Genomic DNA, 14447 nt, shown 5'->3' with positions numbered 1-14447 from the left:
TCTGGTATAGTTCGCCGCCCATCCGAATCGGACCCCATTGGTAACCTGATGCAGCCAGCAATCAAGATGGCCTTGCGCGCGGCAAGGCAGAACAGCGATTTCCTCAAGGACCAGCAGGCCCGCCTGGACGCCGACAGCAAGGCGCCAGAGGCGGTGGTGCGCACCGTGCACGCCATTGAGCACCGCATCCATGAACGTACCGAGGAACTGCTTCGCCGTTCCTACAAGGACCACTGGATCGCCCCCGCGGGCGATGTGGAGGCGGGTGACTGGGCCCAGAGCTGGCACGTTTTCCCCATTCTGGGAGAGCGCAACTTCGCGCGTGGGCTGCCGGAATTCGCAACGGCCCTGCTCCAGAAGATCAACGACCGGCCTGAGAACCTCGTGGTCCTGTGCCCGCTCACCGGCGAGGAATACGCCTTCAGCAGGGGCTACGGGGCGGTGCTCAACAGCCAGCGCATCCGGGCCCGCTCCACCCAGCAGCTCGCCCAGACCCTGATCAGCTGCAACCTGTTCAACCGCCGCAGCAGTGGCGAGGACAGTGGCGTCTGGCTGGACGTGGCGGGATCACTGGTGCGCGAGGGCGCGGACCTGCACTACAACGGCTGCAGTGTTCTGGACATGGCAAGGGTTGCGGGTGGTTATCTGGACGCGGCCGTTCTGGCCACCGACCTGCGGCACGAGCAGGTGATGGCCAGCCTCATCAGCCAGGAGGCCGGGGCCGTGGGTGGTGATCTCCGGGGCAACCCCCTCGGCCGCAAGGCCGGCGAGCTGGTGATTGCCAACAACCTGCTGTTCCGTGAGATCCTGCAGCAGGCCCAGCCCTACCGGCAGCGCATGACAGGCGCCTGAAAGGCGCCCGCATTCACTCCATGCGCTTGAGCCAGTCCGGCGGTTCCTCTTCTTCCGGCTGGCTGCCCTCCGCACCTTCCTTCTTCGGCACGTAGAGATCATCCCGGTTCACGTTCAGGGTCACCAGCATGTTCGCCGCGACATAGATCGACGAATAGGTACCCACCAGAACACCGATGAACAGGGCCAGCGCAAAGTTACGGATCATTTCGCCGCCAAAGACCAGCAGTGACAGGAGCACGACCAGTGTGGTCGCGGACGTGACAATGGTCCGCAGCAGCACCTGATTGAGAGAGGTATTGATGATCTCTTCAGGGCCACCCTTGAGGATGCGGCGAAAGTTCTCCCGGATGCGGTCGGACACGATGATGGTGTCGTTGAGCGAGTAACCGATCACCGCCAGAAGGGCCGCCAGCACGGTCAGGTCAAAGGTGAGCTGGAAGATCGAGAAGACACCGAGCACAATCAGCACGTCGTGCACCAGCGGCACCACGGACGCGAGACCGAACTTGAGCTGGAAACGCATGGCGACATAGATCAGCACCACGAAGAACGCCAGAAGCAGCGCGATACCGCCCTGTTCACGCAGCTCCTCGCCCACCTGGCCCCCGACATACTCGGAGCGCTCCAGGGTCAGGTCCGCGCTCCCGCTGAGCGCGGACACCACCTGATCTCCCACGGTGTCGTCGAACTGGGCCGGAAGCCGGACGAGCACCGCGGTATCCGAGCCAAAATTCTGCACCATGGCATTCTCGTAGCCCGCGGACGCCAGCTGGCTGCGCACCTCCGGCAGAGCCGGTGCCTCGGCATACTCCAGCTCAACCAGGCTGCCGCCGGTGAAGTCCAGACCCAGCGCCAGCCCCTTGGTACCAAGGCTGACAGCCGAGCCCAGAACGAGAATGATCGAGAGGGCGGCGGCAATCCGCCGGAAGCCCATGAAATCGATCGTGCGTTTGCTGGTTTCACTCATTCGATCACCCTCAGATTGACAGTGCCTTGAGGTCACTGCGCCCGCCAATGGTGACATTGACGATGGCGCGGCTGACCATGAGGGCCGTGAACATGGATGTCAGGATGCCGATCAGAAGGGTGACGGCAAAACCTTTCACCGGCCCGGTCCCCACGGCGAACAGAATGCCGGCGACCAGGAAGGTGGTGACGTTGGCATCAAAGATGGACACGAAAGCCCTGCTGAAGCCCGCGTTGATGGCGGACTGGACCGGCAGCCCTTCCCGCAGTTCCTCCTTGATGCGCTCGAAGATCAGCACGTTGGCGTCCACCGCCATGCCGACCGTCAGCACAATGCCCGCGATACCCGGCAGCGTGAGCGTTGCCCCGAGCACTGACATGGCACCCACCAGCAGCGTCAGGTTCACCGTGAGCGCGATGTTCGCAAGCAGGCCGAAGGCCTTGTAGATCACCAGCATCGTCAGCGCAACCAGAATGAAGCCGAGGATCACCGAATTGATGCCCGACTCAATATTCTGCTGACCCAGACTCGGGCCGATGGTGCGCTCTTCCACGAAGTAGATGGGCGCCGCCAGCGCACCCGCACGCAGCAGCAGAGCCAACTCAGAGGCTTCCGCCACATTCTCAAGACCGGTCACCCGGAAGTTGCTGCCCAGGGTGCTGCGGATGGTCGCCAGACTGATGATGCTGCGCTCGGTCTCGCGCACGCGCTCGGTGACCGTCTCACCGTCCACCTGACGCTCAACCTCCTCGCTGCTGTGCTCAATGAAGAGCACGCCCAGCTGGCGCCCCACGGCATCCCGGGTCACATCCTGCATCATGCTGCCACCGGGCCCATCCAGGGTGATGTTGACCTGGGGCTGACCGTTCTCGTCGAACGACTGGTTGGCATCGGCAACGTTGTCACCGGTAATGATGACATCACGCTCAAGCTCCGCCGTGCGGTTGGGATTGTTGCGGAACGGGAAGGTTTCCGTGCGTGCGGAGGAGGCGTCCGAGCGTGCTTCAAGCCGGAATTCCAGGTTGGCGGTGGAGCCCAGAACCCGTTTGGCTTCAGCGGTGTCCTGCACCCCCGGAAGCTGCACCACAATCCGGTCACTGCCCTGCTGCTGGATCAGCGGCTCGGCCACGCCCAGCTCGTTCACCCGGTTGCGCAGCGTGGTCAGGTTCTGGTTGAGGGCATAGTCCCGGATCTCGGATGCCGACTGCTGGTTCAGCGTCAGCTCCAGGATGTAATCCTCACCGTCGGAGCGGGTATTGCTGCGGAACTGATCGTACTCCGAACTCACCAGCGAGGCGGCGTCATCCCGCGCGGATTCGCTTGGGAAGACAAATTCAAGCTGCCCCTCTTCGGCATCACCGCCACGGTAGCGGATCCGCTCCTCGCGCAGCTGGCGCTTGATCTCGCTGGCGTAGACATCCAGCCGCCGATCAACGGCCGCCTCCATGTCCACCTGCATCAGGAAGTGGACACCACCGCGCAGATCCAGCCCCAGATTCATCGGCGTCGCGCCAATGGACCGCAGCCAGTCCGGCGTGGTGGCCGCCAGGCTCAGCGCAGAGACGTATTCGGAACCCAGCGCCTCCTGGAGCCGGGAGCGTGCACGCAGCTGCGCATCACTGGAGTCAAAGCGCAGCATGACCGCGCCGTCATCCATCGACGGATCCCGGTAGTCGATATCCGCCTCGTCCAGGGCCTCCTGAGCCCGGTCCAACAGCGTTTCATCAACGCTGACGGAGGCACTTGAGCCACTGATCTGGACCGCGTAATCGTCCGGAAACAGATTCGGAAGCGCGTAAATGATACCGAGAAGAACCACTGCCGATACCAGCAGGTTCTTCCAGAGAGGATACTTGTTAAGCATCGGTGATCCTTGTGCGGAACCGGGAGATCAGATGTCCTTGAGCGTTCCCTTGGGCAGAGCCTGGGTCACAGCCTGGCGCTGGACCTTCACCTCAACACCGTCGGCAATCTCCACCACCATGTAGTCGTCGGTCAGGCGTGAGATCCGGCCTGCCAGACCACCACCGGTCACCACTTCATCACCTTTGTCGAGGCCTTCCACCAGCGCCTTGTGCTCCTTGGCACGCTTGGACTGGGGGCGCCAGATCAGGAAATAGAAGATCAGGATAAAGCCGCCGAAGAGGACGACCTGGGAAATCATACCCGGCCCGCCCTGGGGCGCGGCAACGGCGACCGCCGGCATAAGGGCCAGCAGAAGAACCATAAGCGAACGAACGCTGAACATCATCGGGCTACTCCGCGTAACTGATAGAACCTGTCAATGAAGGTCGCCAATGTACCTGCTTGGATAGCCTCACGCAATCCAGCCATAAGCGCCTGGTAGTAATGGAGGTTGTGAATGGAGGCGAGCTGGGCACCCAGCATCTCCCCGCAGCGGTCCAGGTGATGCAGATACCCCCGGGAGAAATGGCGGCATGTGTAGCAATCGCACATGGAGTCCACCGGCCCGGTATCATACCGGTGACGGGCATTGCGGATGCGCACGACGCCCTCATGGGTGAACAGGTGGCCGTTGCGTGCGTTGCGCGTGGGCATCACGCAGTCGAACATGTCCACGCCACGGCTGACCGCCTCTACGATGTCCTCCGGGCGCCCCACCCCCATCAGGTAGCGGGGGGCGCCAGAGGGCATGGCCGGCTCCAGCGCCTCCAGGATCCGGTGCATCTCCTCGCGCGGTTCGCCCACGGACAGTCCACCAATGGCGTAGCCCTCGAAGCCGATGTTTTTCAGTCCTTCCAGGGACTCCCGGCGCAGACTTTCATACATCCCACCCTGGACAATGCCGAACAGCGCTGAAGGACTGTCACCATGAGCCTCCCGGCTGCGCTCCGCCCACCGGAGCGACAGATTCATCGAGCGCCGGGCCTCTTCCTCCGTCGCCGGGTAAGGCGTGCACTCGTCGAAAATCATGACGATGTCCGACCCCAGCGCCCGCTGCACCTGCATCGACTTCTCGGGTGTCAGCTCCACCGGCGAGCCGTTGACCGGGGACTTGAACGTCACGCCCGCTTCCGTGGTCCTGGTCATCTCCGAGAGGCTGAATACCTGGAAACCGCCGGAGTCCGTGAGCATCGGGCGCTGCCAGCCGGCAAAATCATGCAGGTCGCCATGGGCCTCGATCACCTCGGTCCCCGGGCGCAGCATCAGGTGGAAGGTATTGCCCAGTATGATCTCGGCACCGGTCGCTTCCAGGTCCCGCGGCAGCATGCCCTTGACGGTACCGTAGGTGCCCACGGGCATGAAGGCGGGGGTCTCGACGGTGCCGCGCGGGAACGTCAGCCGGCCCCGCCGTGCCACGCCATCATTGGCCAGGTGTTCAAATGCCATGAACGACTGTTGGCTCATGCGGAGACCTCCGGCGCAACAGCCTCTGGATGGGGAAAGACCAGCATGGCATCGCCATAGCTGAAGAAGCGGTAACGTTCGTCAATCGCCGCCTGATAGGCATCCAGCACGCTGTCGCGCCCGGCAAACGCACTGACCAGCATGATGAGTGTGGACTCCGGCAGGTGGAAGTTGGTGACCATGGCATCGACGCTGCGGAAGCGGTACCCCGGGTAGATGAAGATCCGCGTCTCGCCGGCGAAGGGGGCGAGCCCCCCTTCCTGAGAGGCGGACTCCAGGGCCCGGACCGCTGTGGTGCCCACGGCAACCACACGCCCACCCCGTTGCCTGGTGCGCGTCACCGCATCCACAGCCTCCTGTTCCACGGACAGCCACTCCTGATGCATGTGATGCTCACGGATGTCCTCGCTGCGTACCGGCTGGAAAGTGCCCGCGCCCACATGGAGCGTGACGAAGGTGCGTTCGATGCCCCTGGCCGCCAGCTCATCCATGATGGCATCGGTGAAATGCAGGCCGGCCGTGGGGGCCGCCACAGCCCCGGGCTTCTCGCCGAAGACGGTCTGGTAGCGCTCCTCATCCGTCATCTCGTCCGGCCGGTCGATGTAGGGCGGCAACGGCATGTGTCCCACGGCTTCCAGCACCGTCATCACATCCGCATCCGGGAAATGCACCCGGAACAGCCCCTCCGGCGTGTGCTCCTCAACCACTACCCGGTGCCCGCCTTCTAGGGTTATCTCACCCCCCGGGGACGGTGTTCTGGATACCTTCAGATGAACCAGGGCCCGGTCCGGATCCAGCACCCGTTCCACCAACATCTCCACTTTTCCGCCAGAGGCTTTCTGCCCGTAAACCCGTGCCGGAATCACTCGGGTGTCGTTGAACACCAGCAGATCGCCGGGCTCCAGAAGATCCGGCAGCTCCCGGAAGCTGTGATGGGACACCGCCCCATCCGTTCCATCCAGACGCAGCAGCCGGCTTGCCTCACGCTCGGCAAGCGGGTAGCGGGCAATGAGTTCATCAGGCAGTTCAAAGTGGAAATCGGAGCGTTTCATCGCACGGAAGGCCCAAGCGGTTAGTTCTGGGCGCGAATGGTACCGGAGCCATGGTCGGTGGGGAAGCACAGCTATCCAGTGTCAGTATTTTTTACAGATTTCAGAACTGTTGCAGACCAGGCGTTCTGCAACAGACTGTTAACCCATCGGTTTTATTTCATGGCATTACTGTTGCTTAATGCCCGCAACAGGGAATCCAATGATCAGGAAACAAAACCATGACACCGTTCAGCTCCGTCCGACTCGCTCTCGCAACCTCTCTCCTGCTGCTCGCAGGCCAGACCATGGCGTTTCCGGTGGATCTTGACTCCGTCTCCGGCCAATGGAACGACCCGATTGGCGGGCAAAATGTTACTGGCATGGGCACCGGGGAAATCCGCTGGGGCTATAACCACGACGGGGAACGCAGTGGCTACGGTTTTGAAGGCGCTCCGGACCTGCCAACCACCATCAACAGTGGCGACGCGTTCACCCTGGGCACCATGACCCACTTCAATTACGCGATCGAGTCAGGCACCGCCATCAACGGCGTGTCACTGGACGTCATGGCGGATTTCTCGGGGCTGGGCGATGCCTCCGTTACCGGTCCTTACCGGTTCAGTTTCACTCATGAGGAAACCCCCAATACCGGTTGCGGCTTGTTTTACTTGGTGTGTGCGGTGTTCTTCCCTGAGAAAAATCATGTTGATGACATCGTCTACCTCGATGAAACAATCACAAGCTCAGGCTTCCAGCTGGGCGACAGGGTGTATTCCATGGAGCTCCTGGGCTTCGACAACTACAAAGAGCACTTCAAGACCTCTGAGAAAGAGAAAACCTCGATTGACCTTCTCGCGCGCCTGAATGTCAGGCAGGTGCAGGTCCCTGAGCCTGGAACCCTGGCCCTCCTCGGGCTGGGTCTGGCGGGACTGGGTATGGCCAGGCGGCGTCAGCGCTGATCCACCACGACTAGGCGCGTCGCAGATCAGTCAGGACATGCTCCAGCCGGCGTTGATCCAGCCCGGTCAATGCCACCAGCTCCTTCTGGAGCAGTGTCCTGCAACCGGCCTGGCGGAGCGTTTCATGGGTGCCCAGGACCATCCCCCGGGAAAGGGTTGAGGCCTGCAGGCCCAGCGGCGAATCATGCAGCTCCCTGAGCTCGTCGCGATAGGAGGCGGGCAACTCCCAGGCCGACACCAGACGCTCCAGCATGGCCCCCCTTTGCTCCTCAAGCACGCTGACGAGAAGCCCCGCGCTGACAGCGTGATCGCCGGACTGGGCTCCCGCGATGGATTCCAGCTCCCGGTACAGCGTCAGATAGGCAAGCCCCGGGATAAGGCCGAGCATGAACAGATCCGGGCCGCCTCCGGGCTCCTGGTGGGCAAGGCGGTCACAGGCATTGGCGCAGAGCAGCCCCCACTGCCAGACATTGCGCGCAAAGCCGGCTTCGACCCGGGAGGCTGCCTGCATGACCGGGCGCATGACCGCCTCGGAAATCGCCCGCCGCACCCCCTCGAACCCTACAAGAAGAACCGCCTGTTCGACCGATTCAATGGGACGCTGGCCACTGTTGGCCGTGTTGAGATTCACCACACGCAGCAGCTCATCGGTCAGGGCCGGCTCATCCTCAATGATGGTGGCAATATCGCGGTGGGTCTGGCGTTCATCGCCAAGTGCGCGGATCAGTTTCGGCAGGACCCGGGGCTGGCGGGGAATCCGCGACAGTCTCCGCTCACGGACCCTGAGCCTCAGCTCCGCCAGCATGGCCTGTTCCGGAACCGTGGGCCCGGACTCCGGGGTTGTGGAACGCCCTACCAGCCACGCATGCAACCGCGCCACTTCACCGGCGGTATCCGCCTCAGTGGCTTGTATTTCATCACTGCCTTCCCGACGACAGGTCTCTCCCCGGGCTTTTCCCTTACTGCCATTGCCCGAAAGGAACGACAGCAGTGACTGAATCATCCGGTCCATGAACTACCCCTGTCCATGCTGGTGTGCTTCCTCTCGCGGCAGTGTACCAGCTGTGGCACGACACTGCTTATGAGCATCCAGACCACAGCGGCGGATGCCGCGCAGCACAGCTCAGATGCTAGGATACGCAGCCACTGCTACTGACCGACCACGGAGACCGACTGTTGAACCGACTCCGCCGCTTCCGCCTCTTCATTGTGTCCGCCACGGCCATCATCGCACTGCTGGCGTTTGCGACCCTGCAGCAGGAGCTGGCCCGGAGCGTGTTCTCGGGGCTTCAGGACTGGTTCTCCCACAACACTGGCTGGCTACTCATTCTGATCATGAATGCCGCGCTGCTGTTCGCGGTCTATCTGATTTTCAGCCCCCTGGCGCACATCCGCCTGGGTGGCAAGGACGCCAGGCCGGAGTTCAGCCGGCTGGACTGGTTCGGCATGCTGTTCGCCGCCGGCATGGGTATCGGGCTGCTGTTCTACAGTGTTTCAGAGCCGCTCCAGCACTATGCAACCTTCAGCCCTCACATGGACACCAACGCCGACACGGCCCAGCTGGCCATGGAAACCACCTTCCTCCACTGGGGGCTGCACCCCTGGGCCATCTATGCGCTGGTGGGCCTGACACTGGGCTACTTCCACTTCAACGCCAACCATCCATTATGCTTTGAGGCGCCGCTCAAGGAACTGGTCAGCCGCAAGCGGGCACGACGCATCGGGGGATTCGCCAACTTCGCCGCTGTGATCGGCACCGTGTTCGGCGTCTGCACTTCCCTGGGGCTGGGAACCAGCCAGGCGGCCGCCGGTATCGCCCAGCTCACCGGCTATGAATCCGGCCTCTGGCTGCAGATGCTGCTCATCGCGCTCGTGTGCGCGGTAGCACTGGTCTCGGTACTCACTGGCCTCAGCAGCGGCGTGCGGCGCCTGAGCAAGATCAACCTGCTGTTGGCCGGCGCCCTGATGCTGTTTGTGCTCGTGGCCGGTGAGACCGTGTTCGTGCTCAAAGCCCTGGGACAGCATGTTGGGGGTTACTTCAACGACCTGCTGACGCTGTCGACCTGGAACGAAACCTACCAGGGCACGGACTGGCAGTCCTCCTGGACGGTGTTCTACTGGAGCTGGTGGATCTCCTGGTCGCCCTTCGTGGGCATGTTCATCGCCCGGGTTTCGCGGGGCAGGACGATCCGTGAGTACCTGCTGGGTGTGCTGCTGGTACCGTCATTCTTCAACTTCATCTGGATGACGGTGTTCGGCGCCAATGCCCTGCACCTGGAACTGTTCCAGAACGCGGACTTCGTAAAGACAGTAACGCAGGCGCCCAATTCCAGCCTGTACAACTTCCTCGAGTTCCTGCCGCTGAGTACCGCCACCATCGGCATCGCGATCCTCGTGGTTCTGGTGTTCTTTGTCACCTCGGCGGATTCGGGCTCTCTGGTGGTGGCCACCCTCACCTCCAATGGCCGGGACCCCAGCTGGCAGCAGCGTCTGTTCTGGATGGCGGCCATCGGGCTGGTCACGGCGGTGCTTCTGCGGGCAGGCGGACTGAATGCCCTGCAGTCGGCCACCATTGCCAGTGGTCTGCCGTTCGGGCTTCTGCTGCTGACGTTTATTCCGGCACTGCTGATCGCCCTGCGTCGGCCCTATGAGGAGCAACGGGTGCATGTGCGGATTCCCAGGGAACCTCCCCGGGAAGACCGCGCATAACGGGCCGGCTGGTCACCGGCGCGTTTCTTTAATGCTCGTGATCGTGCCCACTATGACCCTCGGGCACAGCTTCAGCTTCCGGCTTGCCCGTCGTGGTTTCAGGTTTGTCAGCCCCGGATTCGGAGGTCGCTGATTGGGCCTCGCGCTCATCGAGCTTTTCCTCAATCCGCGACATCATGACCCCTTCAGGCAAACGCTGTACGCCAAGCCCATGACGATAGACATTTTCCGCACCAAGATACCCGGTTGCAGCCACTGAGACCGCCCCCCCGATCAGGACCAGTAGCAGAAGGGCGGACCCCCCGGCGCTGCGTTGGCGGTCCAACCACGCGATAAGGGCCCCAATTACAAACCAGCCCGCCGTCACCCAAGCCGCAAGCTTATGGCGCTGCATCGCCTCATGGCCCGCGCCATCATGGGCAACCGAGCTATAGGCCCAGTACCCCGTGAGCAGGGTGGGCACCAGCAGCACCACGCCAATAACCAGGTTCCAGCGTGCCGCGCTGGTCAGCGACGGCCCGAAGGGTTCGGGCGCAAACCGACCGGCCAGGAACAGCACCGTGGCCAGGCTGAGAAGCGCGATTGGAAAGTGCACCCAGATCGGGTGCCAGTTGGGCACGATCTCGATCATGCGGCCCCCTGATCCCGGGATTCCACCCGCGCAAACCGATGCCGTCGCAGCAGGATCGAGTTACCGATCACCGAGAGCGAGCTGGCCGTCATGGCAACCACACCGATCATCGGATGCAGCAACCCGGCAGCAGCGATTGGAATCGCGGCCACGTTATAGCCACTGGCCCAGATCAGGTTCTGTACGATCTTGCGGAAGGTGGCCCGGGACAGATCCATGGCTTCCACCACCCCGGTCAACTGCCCGCTGACCAGGGTGATGTCCGCCGCCTCGATGGCCACGTCGGCGCCGGCGCCAATGGCGATGCCCACATCCGCCTGGGTCAGGGCCGGCGCATCATTGATGCCATCGCCGACCATGGCCACATGGGGGCCAAAGCGGTCCTGGAACTCCCGAATGGCATCGACCTTGCCATCCGGAAGAACCCCCGCCTGCACCTCGTCGATGCCGACTTCCCGGGCCACGGCCTGGGCGGCACGCTCATTGTCACCGGTGATCATGACCACGTGCAGCCCCATTCCGTGCATCCCCTCGATGGCACGGGCGGATTCCGGCTTGATGGCATCGGCCACGGCAACCAGGCCCGCGGCCTGCCCGTCCGTGGCCACGATCACCACGGTCCGGCCGTCCGCTTCGAGACGGGCCAGAGACTCTTCCAGCGCCTCCAGTCCGATCACCCCATGCTCCGCCAGAAGCTTCTGGTTACCGATCAGGATCGTCTGCCCGGCAACGGTGCCCTGAACCCCACGGGCCCCGACGGAGCTGAAGCCCGAAACGTCCTCGGGCTCCAGGCCCCGTTCACGGCCACCCGCGACGATGGCCTGGGCAATCGGATGTTCCGAGGCGTTTTCCACGGACTGGGCCAGGGACAGCACCTGCTCCTCGCTGAAGCCATTACCCGCGACCACATCCTTCAACACCGGCTCGCCCCGGGTGATGGTGCCCGTTTTATCCAGCACGATAACCTTCAGGTCCTTCACCGCCTGGATGGCCTCTCCGGAGCGGATCAGGATCCCGCGCTCCGCGCCCAGGCCGGAGCCCACCATCAGCGCCGTGGGCGTGGCCAGGCCCAGGGCACAGGGGCAGGCAATGACCAGCACCGCAATGGCCGCGAGCAGGGCCAGGATAATACCGGTGGCGTCGGGGTCGACCCAGGGCAGGAAGCCCTCGCCCCAGTCGAGGATCGGGCGCAGCGCCTCCGGCATCAGGAACCAGGCGCCAAAGGCCAACAGCGCAATAATGAGAACAGCGGGCACAAAACGCCCGGTCATGCGGTCCGCGAACTCCTGGATGGGGACGCTGGTCCCCTGGGCTTCCTCCACCATGCGCACCACCTGGGACAGGAAGGTCTCGTCACCCAGACGATTGGCCCTGACCCGAAGCCGCCCTTCCTTGTTGATGGTGGCTCCGATCACCGAATCCCCAACCTGCTTCTGGACGGGTACCGACTCCCCGGTGGCAATGGATTCGTCCACGTGGCTCTCGCCATCAATCACTTCGCCGTCGGTGGGAATTTTCTCGCCCGGGCGCACCACCATGATGTCGCCTTTCTGCAGCGACTGGACCTCGACTTCCACTTCCTGGCCATCACGCTCAACCCGGGCGGTCTTGGCGCCCATGGCGATAAGCCGGCGGATGGCGTCGGAGGCCCGCCCCTTGGCGCGGGCTTCCAGGTAGCGCCCCACCAGGTGGAAGGTCATGATGGTGGCCGCCATCTCGATAAAGGAGGTCATGGGGTAGACAAAACCCACAAGCCCCAGGAAATAGGGAGGCAGGCTGCCCATGGAGATCAGCACGTCCATGTTCGCCTGGCGATTTTTGATCGCACGCCAGGAGGCACTATGGGTAGCGGCGCCCCCAAAGAGGAACACCACCGGGAATGCGAGCACTGCGATAATCGCCAGATAGCCCGGTATCGGCTGCCACAGCATGTGCGGCATCATCAGGATCATGATTAGCGCGGTGGGAATAGCCGCTATCCACAGGTTCTTCTTGGCCTGACTGAGATAGGCCTCTTCCAGGGCGGCATCGTCACGCTCGCCACGTTCGTCCTCACGACGTACGTCCGCCACATCATAGCCGGCGTTCTCAACCGTCTGCCGGAGGGTCTGCGGATCCGGTCCGTCTTCAGCCACTGTCACGACAACCCGGTGGTTGGCAATATTGGTGGAGACCGCTTCGATACCGGCCAATCGCTCAATACTGGACGAGACAATCCCCGCGCAGTGATTGCTACCCATGCCGGGCACGCTCAGTTCCACCCGGTTCGCCTGGGCCGTTGTCATGCGTCATACCCTCCTGTGATTGAGGCTGCCCTCGCCGTCAGTCCTGCTTCTGCGCAGGCCACTGTGAAAAGGCCAGAAAATAAATGAACGCCAGGTTCACCAGCGGAATCAGGATCAAAAGCCCCAGGGGACCGGGATACCCCGTCCGGGTGCACAGCTTCCAGAACGGGATCACCAGCAGGGCCCCGACCAGGATCATCCAGATGCCCCCAAAGGCATGCATACCGGAGTCCATCGAGCCCATCATGAGTCGTCCCCTTCCTTCACCTGATCACGCATCATCATCTGCTCCATTATGCCCTGCATCATCTGCATGTGGTTCTCCATCCGCTCCATGCGCTGATCCATATCCATGTCCTTCTTCCCGTCCATGCCCTTGTGCATCTTCTTCATGCCCTGCATCTGGGCCTGCATGGCCTCATGGTGTTTCTGCATCAGCTCGCGGCGTTTCTCCAGATCCTCGGTCTCGCGCATCTGCTGCATATGTTCCTGCATGGCTTCCATGTGCTTGCCGTCGCCCATCATCATGCCACCCGAGCCATGCCCCTTGCCGCCCTCGTGATGCTTGCTCTCGCCCATCACCGGGGCAGCGAATGCCAGTGCCAGAATGGCGATCATCATTGTGTTGCGCATCGTCTTTCTCCTTTTCAACAAGTTTACCGTTGTACTGAAACACAGGCAGCTGACACGAACCTGAAACCGTTACCAGTATAACTTCACCTTCAGGGTAGTGGCCTTCATCACCAGCCATGCTCTTCTGGCCGTGAGGGGTTTGTTGCGACCAGCTGTATGCTCAGAAGCGTTATCAGAATACCAATAGTCTGTATCAGACCCAGCCTTTCCTCGAAAAATAATCCGCCCATGAGCAGACCGAAGGCGGGCGTCAGGAAGTTGAACGTATTCAGTCGGTTAAGCGAGGCCCGTGACAGCAAGTGGTACCAAAGGGCGGACACAAGTGCCGTGCCAAATACAGCGAGACCACCCAGGCTGACCAGGAACTGGAACGTCCAGGCAATCTCCCGGCCCTCCCCGAAAACCTGTGCACTCGCCGCCAGGGCCACTGCGCCGATAAGCAACTGCAACCCAGTGACCATCAGTACATCAGCCCGCCCCGCCCAGATTTTCAGCAGCACATTCCCAGCGGCCGTTCCCACGGCACCGAGTGTGATCCAAAGAAGGCCCTCTGTGCTGGCCAGTGGGTTCGGGCCCGACAGGCTGGGCAACGACATCACCACCACTCCCGCAAACCCCAGAAAAAGACCAGTACCAATACGCGGAGTGAACCGCTCAGACAGGAAGACCATGGCCAATGCAGCAGCAATCAATGGCTGGGTATTCGCCAGAACGGTGGCCAGCCCGGGTGAGACCTTGCCACCGCCCAGAAACATACCGCCTAGGAGTCTGCGCGGTAGAAACCGCCTTCTGGCATAATAACCCGAAATTCTTCTCTTGCAGGAAGCCCGATGGGAACGACGTTCCGCCCGTATTCGCCCGACCAGGACTTGCTCCTTCCGCCCAGCCTGAAAGAGTGGCTGCCTGAGGGGCATCTGGCGTATTTCATCAGTGATGTTGTCGAAGAGCTGCACCTCAGTGATTTTTATGCGCGCTATGAAGGCGACGGGCGACGCAAATCGCCGTTCG

General features: G+C 62.3%; 14 protein-coding genes and 1 pseudogene. 4 read left to right on the top strand and 11 right to left on the bottom strand.

The window, feature by feature from the left end:
- The first annotated feature begins 48 nt into the window (after window positions 1-48).
- On the top strand, window positions 49-852 hold the full coding sequence (locus tag CK501_RS04880; protein ID WP_095616633.1) for an inositol monophosphatase family protein: 804 nt from the start codon (window positions 49-51) through the stop codon (window positions 850-852).
- Window positions 853-865: 13 nt separating this feature from the next.
- Here the strand turns inward: CK501_RS04880 and secF are convergent, their stop codons facing one another.
- Genes secF through queA form a run of 5 tightly spaced genes read right to left on the bottom strand, consistent with a single transcriptional unit; the run spans window position 866 to window position 6243 of the window.
- Entirely contained in the window at window positions 866-1822 is a 957-nt protein-coding gene (gene secF / locus CK501_RS04875) for a protein translocase subunit SecF (protein ID WP_095616632.1), read from the bottom strand.
- 10 nt (window positions 1823-1832) lie between these two features.
- Window positions 1833-3686 (bottom strand): protein translocase subunit SecD, encoded by a 1854-nt coding sequence (secD, locus tag CK501_RS04870; protein WP_095616631.1) that lies wholly within the window; start codon window positions 3684-3686, stop codon window positions 1833-1835.
- 27 nt (window positions 3687-3713) lie between these two features.
- On the bottom strand, window positions 3714-4070 hold the full coding sequence (gene yajC, locus CK501_RS04865) for a preprotein translocase subunit YajC (RefSeq protein ID WP_077531782.1): 357 nt from the start codon (window positions 4068-4070) through the stop codon (window positions 3714-3716).
- On the bottom strand, window positions 4070-5173 hold the full coding sequence (gene tgt / locus CK501_RS04860; protein ID WP_095617146.1) for a tRNA guanosine(34) transglycosylase Tgt: 1104 nt from the start codon (window positions 5171-5173) through the stop codon (window positions 4070-4072). Before tgt ends, yajC begins: the two co-directional genes overlap by 1 nt.
- A gap of 14 nt (window positions 5174-5187) precedes the next feature.
- On the bottom strand, window positions 5188-6243 hold the full coding sequence (gene queA / locus CK501_RS04855; protein ID WP_095616630.1) for a tRNA preQ1(34) S-adenosylmethionine ribosyltransferase-isomerase QueA: 1056 nt from the start codon (window positions 6241-6243) through the stop codon (window positions 5188-5190).
- Between the two features lie 218 nt (window positions 6244-6461).
- On the opposite strand from queA, the gene CK501_RS16860 reads away from it, so the two are divergent.
- Window positions 6462-7181, top strand: coding sequence for a THxN family PEP-CTERM protein (locus tag CK501_RS16860; protein ID WP_095616629.1), 720 nt, complete (start codon window positions 6462-6464; stop codon window positions 7179-7181).
- 10 nt (window positions 7182-7191) lie between these two features.
- Here the strand turns inward: CK501_RS16860 and CK501_RS04845 are convergent, their stop codons facing one another.
- The gene (locus CK501_RS04845) at window positions 7192-8193 is read right to left on the bottom strand and encodes an HDOD domain-containing protein (protein WP_095616628.1); all 1002 of its coding nucleotides are present in this window, start codon (window positions 8191-8193) and stop codon (window positions 7192-7194) included.
- Window positions 8194-8357: 164 nt separating this feature from the next.
- Here CK501_RS04845 and CK501_RS04840 point away from each other — a divergent pair, with 164 nt between their 5' ends.
- Window positions 8358-9890: a BCCT family transporter gene (locus CK501_RS04840; protein WP_158223047.1), complete on the top strand. Its 1533-nt coding sequence runs from the start codon at window positions 8358-8360 to the stop codon at window positions 9888-9890.
- Between the two features lie 28 nt (window positions 9891-9918).
- On the opposite strand, the gene CK501_RS04835 is transcribed toward CK501_RS04840, so the two are convergent.
- From CK501_RS04835 to CK501_RS04815, 5 genes are all read right to left on the bottom strand, one after another.
- Window positions 9919-10521 carry a DUF2231 domain-containing protein gene (locus CK501_RS04835; RefSeq protein ID WP_095616626.1) on the bottom strand — a complete coding sequence of 201 codons (603 nt, stop codon included), beginning with the start codon at window positions 10519-10521 and terminating at the stop codon, window positions 9919-9921.
- Complete coding sequence (locus CK501_RS04830; protein ID WP_095616625.1) at window positions 10518-12806, bottom strand: heavy metal translocating P-type ATPase; 2289 nt, start codon at window positions 12804-12806, stop codon at window positions 10518-10520. The genes CK501_RS04835 and CK501_RS04830 overlap by 4 nt, the downstream gene beginning before the upstream one ends.
- A 37-nt stretch (window positions 12807-12843) precedes the next feature.
- Complete coding sequence (locus CK501_RS04825; RefSeq protein ID WP_095616624.1) at window positions 12844-13053, bottom strand: hypothetical protein; 210 nt, start codon at window positions 13051-13053, stop codon at window positions 12844-12846.
- On the bottom strand, window positions 13050-13439 hold the full coding sequence (locus CK501_RS04820; protein ID WP_095616623.1) for a hypothetical protein: 390 nt from the start codon (window positions 13437-13439) through the stop codon (window positions 13050-13052). Before CK501_RS04820 ends, CK501_RS04825 begins: the two co-directional genes overlap by 4 nt.
- A gap of 107 nt (window positions 13440-13546) precedes the next feature.
- Window positions 13547-14194 carry a DMT family transporter gene (locus CK501_RS04815; RefSeq protein ID WP_233128847.1) on the bottom strand — a complete coding sequence of 216 codons (648 nt, stop codon included), beginning with the start codon at window positions 14192-14194 and terminating at the stop codon, window positions 13547-13549.
- Between the two features lie 75 nt (window positions 14195-14269).
- On the opposite strand from CK501_RS04815, the pseudogene CK501_RS16915 reads away from it, so the two are divergent.
- Window positions 14270-14447, top strand: a pseudogene (locus CK501_RS16915) (IS5/IS1182 family transposase); the annotation flags it as partial.

Origin of the sequence: Halovibrio salipaludis, assembly GCF_002286965.1 — a bacterium.
In the GTDB taxonomy this organism is placed as follows: domain Bacteria; phylum Pseudomonadota; class Gammaproteobacteria; order Pseudomonadales; family Oleiphilaceae; genus Halospina; species Halospina salipaludis.
This window is presented reverse-complemented; position numbering and strand designations above follow the sequence as displayed.

Bases quoted from the DNA above. Each gene is read 5' to 3' on its own strand.
- CK501_RS04880 (WP_095616633.1), top strand. From the start codon at position 49: ATGCAGCCAGCAATCAAGATGGCCTTGCGCGCGGCAAGGCAGAACAGC.
- secF (WP_095616632.1), bottom strand. From the start codon at position 1,822: ATGAGTGAAACCAGCAAACGCACGATCGATTTCATGGGCTTCCGGCGG.
- secD (WP_095616631.1), bottom strand. From the start codon at position 3,686: ATGCTTAACAAGTATCCTCTCTGGAAGAACCTGCTGGTATCGGCAGTG.
- yajC (WP_077531782.1), bottom strand. From the start codon at position 4,070: ATGTTCAGCGTTCGTTCGCTTATGGTTCTTCTGCTGGCCCTTATGCCG.
- tgt (WP_095617146.1), bottom strand. From the start codon at position 5,173: ATGGCATTTGAACACCTGGCCAATGATGGCGTGGCACGGCGGGGCCGG.
- queA (WP_095616630.1), bottom strand. From the start codon at position 6,243: ATGAAACGCTCCGATTTCCACTTTGAACTGCCTGATGAACTCATTGCC.
- CK501_RS16860 (WP_095616629.1), top strand. From the start codon at position 6,462: ATGACACCGTTCAGCTCCGTCCGACTCGCTCTCGCAACCTCTCTCCTG.
- CK501_RS04845 (WP_095616628.1), bottom strand. From the start codon at position 8,193: ATGGACCGGATGATTCAGTCACTGCTGTCGTTCCTTTCGGGCAATGGC.
- CK501_RS04835 (WP_095616626.1), bottom strand. From the start codon at position 10,521: ATGATCGAGATCGTGCCCAACTGGCACCCGATCTGGGTGCACTTTCCA.
- CK501_RS04830 (WP_095616625.1), bottom strand. From the start codon at position 12,806: ATGACAACGGCCCAGGCGAACCGGGTGGAACTGAGCGTGCCCGGCATG.
- CK501_RS04825 (WP_095616624.1), bottom strand. From the start codon at position 13,053: ATGATGGGCTCGATGGACTCCGGTATGCATGCCTTTGGGGGCATCTGG.
- CK501_RS04820 (WP_095616623.1), bottom strand. From the start codon at position 13,439: ATGCGCAACACAATGATGATCGCCATTCTGGCACTGGCATTCGCTGCC.
- CK501_RS04815 (WP_233128847.1), bottom strand. From the start codon at position 14,194: ATGTTTCTGGGCGGTGGCAAGGTCTCACCCGGGCTGGCCACCGTTCTG.